At 73.1% G+C, this 15,752-nt stretch carries 13 protein-coding genes; 9 read left to right on the top strand and 4 right to left on the bottom strand.

What is annotated here, in order from left to right; translation table 11 throughout:
* Positions 1 to 130: 130 nt before the first annotated feature.
* Positions 131 to 1,702 carry an alpha/beta fold hydrolase gene (locus IF47_RS0115550; protein ID WP_031509383.1) on the top strand — a complete coding sequence of 524 codons (1,572 nt, stop codon included), beginning with the start codon at positions 131 to 133 and terminating at the stop codon, positions 1,700 to 1,702.
* 202 nt (positions 1,703 to 1,904) lie between these two features.
* Complete coding sequence (locus tag IF47_RS0115545) at positions 1,905 to 2,261, top strand: hypothetical protein (protein ID WP_031509382.1); 357 nt, start codon at positions 1,905 to 1,907, stop codon at positions 2,259 to 2,261.
* A 107-nt stretch (positions 2,262 to 2,368) separates the two neighbouring features.
* Here the strand turns inward: IF47_RS0115545 and IF47_RS0115540 are convergent, their stop codons facing one another.
* The gene (locus IF47_RS0115540) at positions 2,369 to 3,472 is read right to left on the bottom strand and encodes a citrate synthase 2 (RefSeq protein WP_031509381.1); all 1,104 of its coding nucleotides are present in this window, start codon (positions 3,470 to 3,472) and stop codon (positions 2,369 to 2,371) included.
* Positions 3,473 to 3,901: 429 nt separating this feature from the next.
* Here IF47_RS0115540 and pdxH point away from each other — a divergent pair, with 429 nt between their 5' ends.
* Both pdxH and IF47_RS0115530 read left to right on the top strand, forming a co-directional pair.
* The gene (gene pdxH, locus IF47_RS0115535; RefSeq protein ID WP_031509380.1) at positions 3,902 to 4,525 is read left to right on the top strand and encodes a pyridoxamine 5'-phosphate oxidase; all 624 of its coding nucleotides are present in this window, start codon (positions 3,902 to 3,904) and stop codon (positions 4,523 to 4,525) included.
* A 410-nt stretch (positions 4,526 to 4,935) separates the two neighbouring features.
* Positions 4,936 to 6,381, top strand: coding sequence for a PAS domain-containing protein (locus tag IF47_RS0115530; protein ID WP_037732678.1), 1,446 nt, complete (start codon positions 4,936 to 4,938; stop codon positions 6,379 to 6,381).
* Between the two features lie 50 nt (positions 6,382 to 6,431).
* On the opposite strand, the gene IF47_RS0115525 is transcribed toward IF47_RS0115530, so the two are convergent.
* Positions 6,432 to 7,184, bottom strand: a complete 753-nt coding sequence (locus IF47_RS0115525) for an SIS domain-containing protein (RefSeq protein ID WP_031509378.1) — start codon at positions 7,182 to 7,184, stop codon at positions 6,432 to 6,434.
* Positions 7,185 to 7,400: 216 nt separating this feature from the next.
* On the opposite strand from IF47_RS0115525, the gene IF47_RS0115520 reads away from it, so the two are divergent.
* Positions 7,401 to 8,096 (top strand): iron-dependent transcriptional repressor DtxR, encoded by a 696-nt coding sequence (locus IF47_RS0115520; protein WP_031509377.1) that lies wholly within the window; start codon positions 7,401 to 7,403, stop codon positions 8,094 to 8,096.
* A 519-nt stretch (positions 8,097 to 8,615) separates the two neighbouring features.
* On the top strand, positions 8,616 to 9,485 hold the full coding sequence (locus IF47_RS0115515; protein WP_031509376.1) for an alpha/beta fold hydrolase: 870 nt from the start codon (positions 8,616 to 8,618) through the stop codon (positions 9,483 to 9,485).
* A gap of 123 nt (positions 9,486 to 9,608) precedes the next feature.
* Here the strand turns inward: IF47_RS0115515 and IF47_RS0115510 are convergent, their stop codons facing one another.
* Positions 9,609 to 10,220, bottom strand: coding sequence for a bifunctional DNA primase/polymerase (locus tag IF47_RS0115510; protein ID WP_245641131.1), 612 nt, complete (start codon positions 10,218 to 10,220; stop codon positions 9,609 to 9,611).
* 388 nt (positions 10,221 to 10,608) lie between these two features.
* Between IF47_RS0115510 and IF47_RS0115505 the strand changes: the two genes are divergently transcribed.
* Positions 10,609 to 12,003 (top strand): NsdA family TPR-like regulatory protein, encoded by a 1,395-nt coding sequence (locus tag IF47_RS0115505; RefSeq protein ID WP_031509374.1) that lies wholly within the window; start codon positions 10,609 to 10,611, stop codon positions 12,001 to 12,003.
* A gap of 474 nt (positions 12,004 to 12,477) precedes the next feature.
* Complete coding sequence (locus tag IF47_RS0115500) at positions 12,478 to 13,626, top strand: hypothetical protein (protein ID WP_157839980.1); 1,149 nt, start codon at positions 12,478 to 12,480, stop codon at positions 13,624 to 13,626.
* Positions 13,627 to 13,794: 168 nt separating this feature from the next.
* On the opposite strand, the gene IF47_RS0115495 is transcribed toward IF47_RS0115500, so the two are convergent.
* A complete protein-coding gene (locus tag IF47_RS0115495) occupies positions 13,795 to 15,102 on the bottom strand; it encodes an ABC transporter substrate-binding protein (protein WP_031509372.1) in 1,308 nt (435 codons plus the stop codon).
* Positions 15,103 to 15,274: 172 nt separating this feature from the next.
* Here IF47_RS0115495 and IF47_RS0115490 point away from each other — a divergent pair, with 172 nt between their 5' ends.
* Positions 15,275 to 15,721 carry an SCO4402 family protein gene (locus IF47_RS0115490; protein ID WP_031509371.1) on the top strand — a complete coding sequence of 149 codons (447 nt, stop codon included), beginning with the start codon at positions 15,275 to 15,277 and terminating at the stop codon, positions 15,719 to 15,721.
* Positions 15,722 to 15,752 lie beyond the last annotated feature (31 nt).

The raw sequence follows: 15,752 nt of genomic DNA, 5'->3' as shown, positions 1-15,752 counted from the left end.
CTGGGACAAAAGTTACGGATGCGTAACCCCTTGAGGGGTTACCGCTGGTAATCAATACTCCTACTCTCGGGTCACTTTCCCCCACACGCCGGTTTCCCCAGGCCGGCGACCCACAGAGGAGAGAGGGCCCATGGGACACCCTCACAGGCACCTGCGCACGTCCGCCGCCTTCGTCGCCTCGGCCGCGGTGGTGGCCGGGACCGTCGTCGGCCCGGCCACCACCGCCCACGCCGCGTCCGGCTCGACGACCGTCCGGTTCGTCGACATCCCCGGCGACGGCGGCACGAAGCTCGCCGCCAACGTCGTCGCCCCCGCCGACGTCCCGGCGGACGGGAGTCGCTATCCGCTCGTCGTCCTCCCCACCAGTTGGTCCATGCCGCAGATCGAGTACCTCGCCCAGGCGAAGAAGCTCGCCGCGTCCGGTTACGTCGTGCTCGGCTACAACTCGCGCGGCTTCTGGCAGTCCGGCGGCGAGATCGAGGTCGCTGGCCCGCCCGACATCGCCGACGCGTCGAGGGTCATCGACTGGGCGCTGGCCAACACCCCCGCCGACCCCGAGCGCGTCGGCATGGCCGGCGTCTCCTACGGCGCCGGCATCAGCCTGCTGGCCTCCGCGTTCGACGACCGGATCAAGGCCGTGGTCGCGATGAGCGGCTGGGCGGACCTCGTCGACTCCATCTACAGCGGTCGCACCCAGCACACCCAGGCAGCCGCGTTCCTCACCGGCGCCGGCTACCTCACCGGCCGCCCCGGCGACGAGTTCGAGGAGATCATCACCGGCTTCCTCGGCTCCGACCTGGAGAAGGAACAGAACATGATCGACTGGGGGAAGAAGCGCTCCGCCTCCGTCCACGTCGATCGGATCAACGCGAACGGCGCCGCGATCATGCTGGGCAACGCCTGGGGCGACTCCATCTTCCCGCCCAACCAGTACGTCGACTTCTACGAGAAGCTGACCGGCCCCAAGCGGCTGGAGTTCCGGGCCGGCGACCACGCCACCCCGGAGATCGGCGGCCTGCTGGGGCTGCCCAACGACGTGTGGAACAACGCCGAACGCTGGCTCGACCACCACCTCAAGGGCGAGGACAACGGCATCGACGAGGAGGACCCCGTCGTGTTCGGCGTCCGCGGCGGGGGCGAGGAGAGCCACGCGAGCTGGAAGGACGCGACGTCCGGCACGGAGCGGATCGCCCTGAACGACACCGAGCGCGTCCTGACGGGCGTCGACTCGGGAGCCAACGGCGGAATCGTCATGCTCTCCGGCCTCCTCGACCAACTCGTCGAACTCCCGCCGACGGTGTCCGTCCCGCTGCTGCCCGACTGGTACTCCGCCGTCTGGACGTCGGAGCGGTACACCGAGAAACGGCGGATACGCGGCACCGTGAAGCTGCGCACCACGGTGACGAGCAACCGCTCCAGCGGCACCTTCGTCGCCCACCTGTACGACGTGAACGCGCTGGGCGTCGGCAGGTTGGTCACCCACGCGCCGTTCAGCTTCCACGACAGGACGCCGGGCGAGGCGTTCGACGTGGACCTGGAGCTGTTCTCCACGGCCTACGACGTGCCGGCCGGGCACCGGCTCGCCCTGGTGATCGACACCGTCGACCCCCTCTACGCCGAGCACAACCCGTTCGGCGCGAAGCTCACCTTCTCCTCACCCGGCGGGAAGTCCTCCCACGTCGAGATCCCGGTGCGCGACTGACCCGCCGGCCGACCCGGCGTCACCGACGGCCGGCCGCGCCCCGTCCCCGACGGAGCGCGGCCGGCCGCGACCGTGCGCGGCCTGCGACTACGCTCCCGTGCCACGGGCGCCGCCGAGCCGGCCCCGAAGCGGCGCCCGCGCCGCCCGCGTGCCTCGCGCACCCGACCGACGACCGCCCGACAGGAGCGACAGGAGACCGACCATGGCCCGTGTCACCGTCACCGACGACACCCTCACCGTCGAGATGGAGGGGCTCGACAAGCTCTGGGCGTTCAAGGGCCGCCTGCGGATACCTCTCGCCAACGTCCGCGGAGCCGCCCGCGACCCCGGCATCGTCCACGAGTACAAGGGCATACGCGCACCCGGCACCCACATACCCGGCGTCATCGTCGCGGGCACCTACCACCGCGGCGGCGAGCGCGTCTTCTGGGACGTGAAGAACCCCGACAAGGCCGTCGTCATCGAGCTCGCCGACGAGCGGTACGCCCGCCTCGTGGTGGAGGTCGACGACCCCCGCGCCACCGTCGACCTCATCCGGCGCGCCGGACGGCCGAGGTGACGGTCGGAGTGACGGGGCGCCCTGTCGGGCTCCGGTGACGGACGCGGAACGCCACGGCCCCGGCGCGGTGAACCCCGCGCCGGGGCCGTGGCGTCGTCCGAGGGGGCTCAGCGGCGGGCTATCTCGTCGTAGCCCTCGATCTCACGCGGGTCGCGCGAGCCGGGGCCGACGTAGCGGGCGGAGGGACGCACCAGCCGCCCGGTGCGCTTCTGCTCCAGGATGTGCGCCGACCAGCCGGCGGTGCGGGCACAGGTGAACATCGAGGTGAACATGTGCGCCGGGACCTCGGCGAAGTCCAGCACGATGGCCGCCCAGAACTCCACGTTGGTGGCCAACACCCGGTCCGGACGACGGTTGTGGAGCTCCTCCAGCGCCGCCTTCTCCAGCGCCTCGGCGACCTCGTAGCGCGGCGCGCCCAACTCCTTGGCGGTACGGCGCAGCACGCGCGCCCGCGGGTCCTCGGCGCGGTAGACGCGGTGACCGAAGCCCATCAGGCGCTCGCCCCTGTCCAAGGTCCGCTTGACGTACGCCTCGGCGTCCCCGGTCCGCTCGATCTCCTCGATCATGCCCAGCACGCGGGAGGGCGCGCCACCGTGCAGCGGTCCGGACATCGCGCCGACCGCGCCCGACAGCGCCGCCGCCACGTCCGCGCCGGTGGAGGCGATGACGCGGGCGGTGAAGGTGGAGGCGTTCATGCCGTGCTCGGCGGCCGACGTCCAGTAGGCGTCCACGGCCGCGACGTGCTTGGGATCGGGCTCGCCCCGCCAGCGGCGCATGAAGCGCTCCACGACGGTCTCGGCCTTGTCGATCTCCTTCTGCGGGACCATCGGCAGGCCCTGCCCGCGCGCCGACTGGGCCACGTAGGACAGCGCCATCACCGCGGCCCGCGCCAGGTCCTCGCGGGCCTGCTCCTCGTCGATGTCGAGCAGCGGTTTCAGGCCCCACACGGGCGCGAGCATCGCCAGCGCGGACTGCACGTCCACCCGGACGTCGCCGGAGTGCACCGGGATGGGGAAGGGCTCGGCCGGGGGCAGGCCGGGGTTGAAGCTGCCGTCCACCAGCAGACCCCACACGTTGCCGAAGGAGACGTGGCCCACCAGGTCCTCGATGTCCACGCCCCGGTAGCGAAGGGCGCCGCCCTCCTTGTCCGGTTCGGCGATCTCCGTCTCGAACGCGACGATTCCCTCGAGCCCGGGTACGAAGTCGGACATCAGGCGGCTCCTCGTGTGTGGTTCGGCGGGAGGGCGACGGCGGGGGAGACCCGTGGGGCCGGTCGGCTCTCGGAGGTCCACCGGTGCGGCTCCGCCGTCGTGGGGCCGGCGGGCCGGGCCGGTGCCCGGTCATGCCCGCGCTGCTGGTGGTCACCGACAGCGGCTCTTCGGACACGATAGCCCGCGATGTGCGAAGGCCACAGTCGTCCGACCGGTCATTCTGTCCGGATTCCTCAGGTGCGGGGAAGAGTGAGATGCGGCACACTTCGCCGCTCCCGTCGCCAGGTGTACGCGCGGTGGAGAACGGGCAGGCTCGTCCGTCCGCGCCGACACCGTGTGACGGTCATGCTGCAAGATGAACGCGTGCCTCAAGCCGACGACGCAGCCCGTGAAGCCCTCGCCCACCGCCCGCACCTGGACCCCGCCTCGATGCGGGCCCACTACCGCGCGGAGGGGCTCCGCGAGGAGGACCTCGCCGACGACCCGTACGAGCAGTTCCTGCGCTGGTTCGAGGACGCGGTGACCGCCGGACTGCACGAGCCCAACGCGATGGTCGTCTCCACGGCGGACGACCGCGGACGACCCAGCTCCCGCACGGTCCTGCTCAAGCAGTTCGACGAACGCGGCTTCGTGTTCTACACCAACTACGGCTCCCGCAAGGGGCGCGAGATCGAGGCGAACCCGTACGTCTCGCTGCTCTTCCCCTGGCACTCCGTCGCCCGCCAGGTGATCGTCTCGGGCACGGCGGAGCGCACCGGCCGGGATGAGACGGCGGCCTACTTCCGCACCCGCCCGCACGGTTCGAAGCTGGGCGCGTGGGCCAGCGAACAGTCCTCGAAGGTGGCCTCCAGGGAGGAGCTGGACCGCACGTACGCGGCCCTGGCGGCCCGCTACCCGGAGACGGAGGGCGTCCCGGTCCCGCCGCAGTGGGGCGGCTACCGGGTCCGGGCGGAGACGGTGGAGTTCTGGCAGGGCCGCGAGAACCGCCTCCACGACCGGCTGCGCTACGTCAGGACGGACACCGGCTGGACGGTCGAACGCCTCTGCCCCTGAGCTTCGGCCCCGATGTCCCTGGGGTTCGGCCCCGAAGGGCGCGTTCCGACGCGGTGCGCCGGAACGCGGACAACCCGCGGGCCTGGCCCCGGTCGCGCGATGCGCGACGGAGGTCGGTCGGACGTACCGACAGCCCGCGGGTCGGGTGACTGCTTGGGATTGGCCGGCGGTGCCGGCGTCACGCTGTGACGTACGGCCCCTAGGCCGCAGCCACCTCACGCGTCCGGTAACAACTCATTTGCCGAACCACCTCCCTTCTCGTGTACCTCGCACGTTAAGACCCGGTACCGGGCAACGGCAAGCGAATTTCGGGGGTACAACGATTTTCCCGAACCGCGTGTGGGCTGCGTCACGTTCGAGTTGAATGATCGGGAGTGCAGGTGCGCGCAGCGTCCAGTCGGGGGTGTCAGGTGACCGCTCAGTCCGAGACCCACTTCGAACACGGCGCCGGTGACGGAGGAGACGTCCGCGGTGGCTCCACCGGGCCGGCCCCGACGGTCCCGGACTCCCGGGGCGCCGGGGGCCTCGAGGACGAGCTGCTGCTCGCGTCCCTGCTGGACGGCATGGACGCGGCCTTGTGCGCCTTCGACGCCGAGGGCGTCGTGACCCACTGGAACCGCGAGGCCGAACGCATCCTGGGCTGGACGAGACAGGAGGCCATCGGCCGCCGGGGGCTGGCGGGCTGGGCGGTGCGCGCGGCCGACGCCGAGGACGTCCAGGCGCGGCTGCTCGGCGCGCTGACCGCGCCCGGCCGGCAGGTCCACGAGTTCGCGCTGCTGCGCAAGGACGGCGGGCGGGTGCTGGTGCGCACCCAGTCCTCCGGGGTGCGCGGCGCGGACGGCGGGCCCATCGGCGTCTACTGCGCGTTCAGCGAGGCGCGCACGCAGATCGACCTGGAGCGGTCGATCGCCCTGAGCGAGGCGCTGTTCGAGGACGCCTCGTGGGGCGTGGTCCTGGTCGACGCCGATCTGCGTCCGGCCGTCGCCAACGCCCACGCCGCCCGCGCGCTGCGCGTCGGCCGCACGTCGATGCTGGGGCGACCGCTGGGCGAGCTGGTGGGGGAGGGCGTGGAGGAGCTGGAGAGCGCGCTCCAGCACGTGCTGGCGGAGGGCCCGGCGCAGGGCCCGGCGGAGCTGTGGGTGACGTTGCGCAAAGACCCCGACCGGGCGGACCGGGGCTCCCTGGGCGGCGGCGCGGGTGGCGGTGCGGGCGGCGGGGACGCGCGCCGCTGCTGGCGCAGCGGCTTCCTGCGGCTGGTCTCCCCGATGGCGGAGGAGGCGCCGGTGCCGCTGGGCGTGGCGTGGTTCTTCCAGGACGTCACCGACACCCGGCGGGCCGAGCAGGACGCGGCGCGGTTCCGCTTCCGCGGCAACCAGCTCCACCGGGCGGCCCGGGCCGCGGCCGAGTGCGAGGACCCGATGGAGGCGGCGGCGGTCCACCTGGACTTCGCGCTGGCGGGCTTCGCCGACCACGCGCTGCTGGACCTGGCGGCCGGCGACTCCCCGGTCCGGCTGATCCGCACCGCCGAGGCCCCGGCGCCGGGCACGGCGGCGACGGGCGTCCCGGTGTGCTACCCGCGGGAGCATCCGGCACTCCAGGCGTACGAGCGCTGCGGTCCGGTCCGCACGAGCGTGGGCGGCGCGGCGGTGTCGGGGTGGGCGCGGGCCCGCAAATGGCCGGAGGGCACGGTGCACGGGCTGTGCGTGGTCCTGCGCAGCCGGGGACGGTCCCTGGGCGTGCTCACGTTCCTGCGGGGCCCGAGCCGTCGCGCGTTCGACCGCTCGGACGTCACCTGTGCGGAGGCCGTCGCGGACCGCGTGGCCGCCGCGGTCGACCTCGCCCGCGTCCTGGCCTGAGCCCGCCGGGCGCTCGGGCCGGGGCGTCGGCCGCGGGCCGTCCGGTCCGTTCAGCGGTAGAAGATGCGGTCCGCGTGCTCCTTCAGCACGCGGTCGTTCCACTCGTGCCCGCCGTCCACGTTGCCCGAGCGCAGCAGGGGCGGGGCGACGCCGCGGGCGGCCAGCTCGCCGGCCGCGGAGGCGACGACGGCCTGCATGATCGCGCTCGTCACGACCGTCGAGGCGGGGGCGAAGGGGGCGTCGACGCCGTCCACCGTCAGCTCCGCGTCGCCCACCGCGATCTTGCTGTCGACGACGACGTCGCAGTGGTCCTTCAGGAACGTGCCCGAGGCGTTCCGCGGCGTGGTGGCCTCCGCGTACGCCACGGAGGTCACGCCGATCACCTTCAGGCCGAGCTCACGGGCGCGGGAGGCCATCTCCACGGGCAGCGTGTTGCGGCCGGACAGGGAGATCACCACCAGGACGTCGCTGGCCCGCGTCGGGCCCGTCTCCAGCACGGCGGACGCCAGGCCCGCCACCCGCTCCAGCGCGCTGCCCAGCGTCGCGGGCACGACGTCCACGCCGACGGCGCCCGGCACGGGCAGGAGGTTCATCACGGCGAGCCCGCCCGCCCGGTAGACCACGTCCTGGGCGGGCAGCGAGGAGTGCCCCGCGCCGAAGGCGAAGACGCGACCGCCGGCGGTGAAGGCGTCCGCGATCAGCTTCCCGGCCGCCGCGATGGTGTCGGACTCCTCCTCCCGCACCCGTGCCAGCAGGCCGATGGCCGCGTCGATGAAGCGTTCCGCCGGTCCGTTCCCGCCCATGTCCGTACGGCCTCCCGTCGTCGCGACACGCTCCGTCGGACGTCCCGTACCCCTCCGGGACGCCGTGTGACACCGCGATCACGGTGAGGTTCGGACCGCGTCCCTGTCAAGCGGGTGCGACGGATCGGGCGGTGCTCGACGGGCCGGACCCGGTTGTCCGCCGTATGCGTCAGAATTGAACGTCAGGGCCACCGCACGAACTGACGAGGGGCGCGCATGTCCGGACTCATCGACACCACGGAGATGTATCTCCGCACCATCCTGGAGCTGGAGGAGGAGGGTGTGGTCCCCATGCGTGCCCGGATCGCCGAGCGGCTCGACCAGAGCGGCCCGACGGTGAGCCAGACGGTCGCGCGCATGGAACGCGACGGGCTGCTGACCGTGGCCGGGGACCGACACCTGGAGCTCACCGAGGAGGGGCGGCGGCTGGCGACGCGCGTGATGCGCAAGCACCGGCTGGCCGAGTGCCTGCTCGTCGACGTGATCGGCCTGGAGTGGGAGCAGGTGCACGCGGAGGCGTGCCGCTGGGAGCACGTGATGAGCGAGGCGGTCGAGCGCCGCGTCCTGGAGCTGCTGCGGCACCCCACCGAGTCTCCGTACGGCAACCCGATCCCGGGCCTGGAGGAGCTGGGCGAGACGTCGGAGGCTCCCCCGTTCCTGAGCGACGACATGGTGAGCCTGGCCGAGCTGGACGCGGGCGACGGCGGCAAGACGGTCGTGGTGCGCCGCATCGGCGAGCCGATCCAGACGGACGCCCAGCTCATGTACACGCTGCGCCGCGCCGGCGTGCAGCCCGGCGCGGTGGTCAGCGTGACGGCGGGCGCGGGCGGCGGCGTACAGGTCGGCAGCAGCGGCGAGACGGCCGAGCTGACCCCCGCGGTGGCCTCGCACGTGTTCGTGGCCAAGCGCTGACGGACGGCGGAGGGGCGCCGTGGAGGACGACGGGTCCTCCGCGGCGCCCCGATCCGTCTCCCGCCGCGCCGGGCCGTGGTGGATTCGTCCCCACCGGAGTTGCCGGAACCTGAGCGGCGAGGGCCGCGCCGTGACACGCTTTCGGAGAGGCGTGCGCGGAGGAGGGGAGGGGCCGGTCCATGGGGTCGTGGCGACACCGAAGTCCCGGTGCCGTGTGGCACCGGGACCTCGCCTCCCCGTGTCCCCCCTTTTCCCGCCCCTCTTTCCCCCCTCTGTTTCCCGCTGCCCCCCGGTGCGTCCCTGGGCCCCGAACTCCCAGGGTCGCTCCCCGCGGACCCTTGTCCCCGAGCGGTCCGCCTCCCGGTAGCTGTCTCCCCCCGGCCCGAGCGGCCGACACTCGCCGTGTGTCACTCAAAAGAGGGGTGTTGCACGTCAGAGAGGCTTGTTCGAATGGAAGTTCGATAATGTGAGCGCCGGCACGGGGATGAGCGGACAGGAGGGATGGGGGTGCCAGGACGCATGGTTCGACGCATCAATGTCAGGGGAGCGGGCGGTCTGCGGCTCGCTGCCTGGGAGTTCGCCGACCCGCCCAAGGGCGCGCAGGCGGGGGGCGACCGACCGGCGCCGGGCGTGCTGCTGTTGCACGGGCTGATGGGCCGTGCCTCGCACTGGGCGACCACCGCCCGCTGGCTCTCCGAGCGCTACCGCGCCGTCGGCCTCGACCAACGCGGGCACGGCCGCAGCGACAAACCCACCGACGGGCCGTTCGACCGCGAGGCCTACGTGGCGGACGCCGAGGCCGTGATCGAGCGGCTCGGCCTGGCTCCGGTGGCGCTCGTGGGGCACGCCATGGGCGCGCTCACCGCCTGGCAACTCGCCGCCAAACGCCCCGATCTGGTCCGTGCCGTGGTGATCTGCGACATGCGGGCCTCGGCGCTGGGCACGCGTTCCCAGCGGGAGTGGGAGCAGTGGCTCGCGACGTGGCCGGTGCCCTTCGCCACCCTCGCCGACGTCCGCAGGTGGTTCGGGGAGGAGGATCCGTTCCTGGAGCGCCCCTACCCCTCGCGCGGCGACTTCTTCGCCGAGGTGATGGCCGAGCGCATGGACGGCTGGCGGCCGGTGTTCTCCCGCCGCCAGATATTGATGATCCGTCAGTCCTGGGTCCACGAGGCGCACTGGGAGGAGCTGGCCCTGGTCCGCTGCCCGGCCCTGGTGGTCCGCGGCATCGACGGCGAGCTGGGCCGGGCGGAGGCGCAGGAGATGGTCCGCGTGCTGCCCCAGGGCGTCTACGCCGAGGTGGACGGCGCGGGGCACCTCGTCCACCACGACCGGCCCGAGGAGTGGCGGCGGATCGTCGAGCCCTTCCTCCAGGGCGCGCTCTCGGCCTGACGGCCCGCCCACCGAAGGCGCGGGCCGCCGGGGGAGCCGGAGGGGAGAGCGGCCGACCGGTCGGGTCGGCCGCCGTGCTCGACGTCCTCCGTGCGCCCTCCGCGGGTCTCGGGATGGGGCAGGTCAGTCTCCGCGCGCCGCGGCGGCGTCCCGGCCGCAGGCGTACGCCAGCGGCGCGATGATCTCCTCGACGTCGGGGAGCCAGCGGTTGGCGTCCGTCGGCTGCCTCGCCCACAGCACCGGGCCGCGCGTGCCCATCCGGCTCGGCGGCGCGGCCACCCAGCCGCCCTCGCCCAGCGCGGTCAGCCCGAGCCCGTTCGGCGACCACCCCAACTTCCGCACGAGATCGGAGAGCTTGGCGGCGCCGCCCGGCAGGACGAAGAAGAGCATCCGCCCATCCGGTGTGCCGATGACCGGGCCGAGTTCCACCTCCATGCGTTCCATCCGCGCCAACGCCAGGAAGCCGGTGGTTTCCGGCACCTCGATGACGTCGAAGGTCCGCCCCGTCGGCAGCAGCACCGAGGCGTCCGGACGGTCGGACCACAGGCGGCGCACCACCGTCACGCTGCCCGTCGCCTGTTCCGCCCAGTCCGCATGGACGGGATGGGCGCCGGGCGCCTCGCAATCGGCCGCTCCACAGGAGCAGCGCGGTACACCTCTCGAGAAATCCAGCCACGCGCCGGGGAACACGTCCCAGTGCCGCTCCTCCGCATAACGCATCGCGTGCTCGACCATCGGGCCGGTCGGCGATCCGTCGTGCCGTTCGGGGAGTTGCGGTTCCGCCGTGACGGACGTTGTCGCTGTTGTGATGTTCATGGCCTCCTCCACGACCATCACAACTTTACCCGTGACCAAGGGTTACGGCTTGGTCATGGATTCATGGGGGAGCACCGCCCCCGCACGCGGGGCGCACAGGTGCACGGACGGGGGCGCGCGCATGAACGGGCCGCTGTGGATGGGTAGTTCACTGTGCGGCGCCGTGCCGGAAATCTTGGCATATGCGCTCGGCGGGCAGGTGCGGCGCGCGGGGAGCGTCCGCGCACTCCCGACCGTCTTGACCATCCCGATCCGTCCGGAGCCACGAGCGCTCCGGGACACGGGCCACCAGCAGGAGGGGGACCGCATGGCCGCCAGGCCGTTGGTCGCACGGCAGCCGAACGAACGGTTGCAGGCGCTCATCCAGGAGGCGGGCTGTTCCAACGCCGGACTGGCCCGCCGCGTCAACATGTGCGGCGCCGAGCACGGGCTCGACCTGCGTTACGACAAGACGTCCGTCGCCCGCTGGCTGCGCGGCCAGCAGCCGCGCGGCCGGGCGCCCGCCATCATCGCCGAGGCACTGGGCCGCAAGCTCGGCCGGACCGTCACGGTCGAGGAGATCGGCATGGCCGGCGGCAGGAACGCGGCGGCCGGCGTCGGACTGCGGTTCGCGTCCACCGTCTCGGGCGCCGTCGAGCAGGCGAGCGAGCTGTGGCGCAGCGACGTGGGACGCCGCGATCTCCTCGCCGCCCAACCGACGATGTTCTCCGCCCTGGTCGAGCCCAGCCGCGACTGGCTCATCACACCCCCGGACCCGAAGGTGGCGCGCGCCTCCGGGCCGCGGGTGGGGGCCTCGGACGTCGCGGCCGTGCGGGAGACCACCGCGGCCCTGTCGGAGCTGGACCACCGCTTCGGCAGCGGCCATGTGCGGCCGGTCGTCGTCCACTACCTCAACAGCGTGGTCTCCGGGCTGCTGACGGGCTCCTACCCGGAGTCGGTGGGGCGGGAGTTGTTCGGCGCGGTCGCGCGACTCACCGAACTGGCGGGCTACATGGCCGTGGACACCGGGCAACCGGGGCTGGCGCAGCGGTACTACATCCAGGCGCTGCGGCTGGCCCAGGCCGCGGACGACCGGGCGTACGGCGGGTACGTCCTGGCCGCGGGCATGAGCCACCTGGCCGCCGCCCTCGGCACCCCGAGAGAGATAGCCCAGCTCGCCCGGGCCGCGCAGGAGGGCGCGCGGGGACGGGTGACCCCGCGGGCGCAGGCGATGTTCCACGCGGCGGAGGCCCGCGGCCACGCGCTGATGGGCGACGCCCGCGCCTGCCAACTCGCCGCCGGACGGGCCCTGGCCGCGTTCGACCGGGCCGAGTCGGCCACGGACGCGGGCGACGACCCGGAGTGGATCTCCCACTTCGACGCCGCCTATCTGGCCGACGAACTCGCCCACTGCCACCGCGACCTGGACCAGCCCATCCCCGCCCAGCGCCGTGCCGAGGAGGCCCTGGCGGGCCTTCCGGAGCGACGGACGCGGCGGCGCGCGATCGACCTGCTGCTGCTGGCCACGGCACGGTTGCGACAGCGCGAGGTCGAACACGCCTGCCACACGGGCGCGCAGGCGGTCGAACTCCTGGGGGGCCTGCGCTCCCGGCGGGGCGCGGAGTACCTGGACGACTTCCGAGGCCTCCTGGAGCCCTACCGGGAGGAGCGGGCGGTCCGGGAGTTCACGGAGCGGTTGGAGGCGGAACCCGTCCCCGGCTGAGGAGAAACGGCATTGTGAGGAGTTTCGTCCCGGCTGTGAGCGGGAATGCTCGGCCGTCACTTCCGGGGGCGTGGTCGGGCGCCCGAGCGACCCGGTAGCGTGAGCCGACGATCGTGACAGTCAGGCGAACGAGGAGTCCCGGTGACGACGCACAGCCGACAGGGCGACGAGGCGCGTGAGGGTGTTGTCCTGCCGTCGAACGGTGATCCGTGGACCCCCGGCCACGGCGACTCCCAGGCGGCCCCGCCGGCAGGGCAGCCCTGGGGACAGCCGTGGGGTCCCCAGTCGTCGGCCGGGGCGCAACCGTTCCCGCAGCCGTACGGGCCGCCTCAGCAGACGCCCGGACAGCAGGTGCCCGGACAGCCGGGGACTCCTCCGCCCATGCCGCCGCACACGGCCCCTCCCATGCCGCCGCACACGGCCCCTCCCATGCCGCCGCCCGCGGCCCCGCCCGTGTCGCCGTCCATGCCGTCCATGCCGCCGCCCATGCCCCCGCAGGCGCCGCCCCAGCCGCCGGCGGGCGCGGTGCCCGGAGCGGCCGACGAGACCCAACTGCTGCCGCCGATGACCGCGGCCACGCCCGCGGGGGGCGAGCAGGACGACGCCACCCGCGTCATACGTCCCGTCCCCGGCACCCCGGAGCGGGACGTCGAGAGCACGACGGTGCTCCGCAGGCCCCTGCCCCCGGAGGGGGCTTCCGCGCCCGCCGCCCCACGGCACGCGGTGCCGCCACCGCCCGCCGGCGCTCCGTACGGGATACGGCCCGGCGCTCCGGGAGACCGTCCCCCGCACGCGGACTTCGACGGCCTGTTCCGCTCCTCCGACTCCCGGCCCGGCGCGCAGCCCGCCGACGCCACCCAGCAACTGCCGCCCATCGACCCGGCCGCCCCGCCCCCGCCGGGACCGTCCCACGGCGGTGGATACGGCGGTGGGTACGGCGGCGGGGGCGACGGATACGAGCCCCGCGGCCGTTCCTCCTCCGGCGGGCGGCGCGGCCTGCCGCGCGTCGCGGTCGCCGGGATCGTGGTCGCGGGCTGCGCCGTGGCCGGGCTGGCCGCCGGAGCGGCACTGAGCAGCGACGGCGGTCAGGACGACAAGCCGCAGCGGGCGGAGGCGTCGCCCTCGGCCGTGGCGGAGGAGCCGGCGCCCCCGTCCCCCACCGTCGACCCGGCCGAGGAACAGGCCAAGGAACTGGACAAGCTGCTCGCCGACAGCAACAACAGCCGCAACACGGTCATCAGCTCGGTCGAGAACATCAAGAAGTGCAAGGACCTCGACAAGGCCGCCGCCGACCTGCGCGACGCCGCCCGTCAGCGCAACGATCTGGTGACCCGACTGGGCAAGCTGGAGATCGACGCGCTGCCCAACCACCAGGCGCTGGCCGACGCCCTCACCAGGGCGTGGAAGGCGTCGGCCGCGGCGGACGACCACTACGCGGCGTGGGCCGACCAGGTCGCGGGCAAGAAGGGCTGCCGCAAGGGCCAGGCGCGCGTCACCGACCGGACGGCCCAGGGCAACCGCGCCAGTGGCGAGGCCACGGCGGCCAAGAAGGAGGCGGCCGGACTGTGGAATCCGACCGCCCGCGAGTACGGCCTGCCCGAGCGCCAGTTCAGCCAGTTGTAGACCGGCCGCGACCGCCTCGGGCGGCTTCGGGTCCGCGGTCGTTCGTGGGGCCGCGAGACCGGAGTTCGAAAAGGACCTCGGAGGAACGCCGAAGGGCCCCGGAGCGACTTCGAAGGAACCATCGGAGGGAAAGCGGCGGGAAAGCGGCGAAGGGGGCCGCGCTCGGGTTTACTCGGGCGCGGCCTCCAGGGTCTTCCGCACGTCGACGAAGCCCTTCCGGACCGGGGTCAACGTGCCCTTCTCCACTCGCTGGAAGGTCACCATCGAGTTCACCAGCCGCGGATGGTCGCGGACGGCCAGCATGTCGTCGTAGCCCCAGCTCAGCTCGGGCGTGAGCCCGCCGGTGTCCACCGGTGGCATGGTCTCCAGGGCGCGCTGCACGGACCGGGCCGTGACCGCGCCGTCCACGTGCTCCAGCGCGGCGCGCAGCACGGTGTAGGCGATCCACGTCGTCTGGACGCCCGGGTCGGCCGGGTCGATCCGGTTGTCGCCGAAGGCGTGCTCGCGGACGACCGCCTTCATCCGGGCCCAGCGCGGGTCGGTGGAGACCGGGTACCAGCCGGTGGCGTACGCGCCCTCCCACTGGCTGTTCGGGCCGCCGGTGCGGTCCACGAGGGACTGCCGCACGCTGCCGAGCACCGAGGCGATCCGCACCCGCGGGCCCTCCTCGCCCAGCCGCCGGAAGGAGTCGAAGAAGGTGTCGGTGCGGCCGCCGAGCACGGCGGTGACGCAGACGTCGGAGGGGGCCCGGTCGGAGGCCGTGACGACTCCCTCCCCGTCGGCGTCCAGGCCCACGCCCTTCAGCGCCTGCCTGGCGTGGTGGGTGTAGTCGGAGGAGTCCTCCGGCGCGCGGATGTCCGCGGCCTCACCGCGTCCCCCCGCGGCGAGACCGGCGTTCAGCAGATCGGGGAGCTGGTCGCCGGCGACGGTGTCGGGACGGACGAGGGAGACCCGCTCGCACCGCGCGGCGAGCTGGTGCCCGTTCCCGGCGAGCAGCGTGGCCTGACCGCCGTTGACGGGGTACGACAGCGGACTGGTGAACTCCTCGTCCGTGATGCCGTATCCGCCGATGTAGGGGATGCCGGCCGACTCCAGGGCCGCCATGAACGTGCGGCCGTGCTGGCTGTAGGAGCCGACGACCGCGACCGCCCCCTCGGTGCGGGCCCGGTTGGCGCACCGGGCGGCGCGCACCGAGTCGTTGTGGTCGTTGCAGGTGAGAACGCGGAGCTTGCGTCCGTTGATGCCTCCGGTGGCGTTCACCCAGCGTGCGTACGCCTCCGCCATGGCGGGCATGCCCGGCATGTTGGTGGCCTTGGTGTCCTGCGGAGCCCAGGTCATCACGGTCACGGTGCCGTCGTCGGCTCTCGCGTCACCGGGCAGCACGCCACAGCCGGTGAGCAGCGACGCGCACCCCCCCAGGGCGGCGGCGAGGGTGATCGTGGTCCTGGCGGAACGTTTGCGACGCCTTGCGGTCATGGGTCCACATGATTCCGCTCCGGCTGTAACGGCCGAGTGATGAAAGTCGAACGGAGGGCGATCGAGGGGTGAACAGCGGGGGCCGTGATGATCGCTTTCCGGGTGGAACGTACGATCGATGACCGTGCACGCACAGGAGAGGTCTTCACGTCGAGGCGGTCGTTCCATCACCATGGACGGCATGCCGAGCAAAGACATGCCCTGGTGGCGCTGGCGCAGCAACGTGCGCTCCGCGCTGCACATGCTCTCCGATCCCGTGTTCCAGCAGGAGTGCTGGTTGGCGGGCCGCCCAGGGTACGGCGACGTCACGGACGCCGTCTACCGCCTGGTCGAGGACACCTGGCTGGACAACTGGTCGGCGGACAAGTACATAGGCACGATCTTCCGCGACGCCCAGGAGGCGGCGCTCGTCGACGTGGCGGTGCTGCGCGTCCTGCGGATCATGCACCAGGTCGGCGCGGACGCCCCGGTCACGGCGTACATGGAGCACCACGGTTGGCCGGAGGCTGTCCGCGCGGCCCGCGACGCCCACGTCCTGCTGGCGACGAACGACGGGGACAACCCCGACAATCCGCCTCATTCCCTCGATGTGCTGGCGGCCATGCTGGGAGCCGCCTGACCACCCGTTCTGAACGTCCCGCCGGTGTGCC

It is taken from the genome of Streptomyces megasporus, assembly GCF_000718985.1.
GTDB lineage: Bacteria > Actinomycetota > Actinomycetes > Streptomycetales > Streptomycetaceae > Streptomyces > Streptomyces megasporus.
This window is presented reverse-complemented; position numbering and strand designations above follow the sequence as displayed.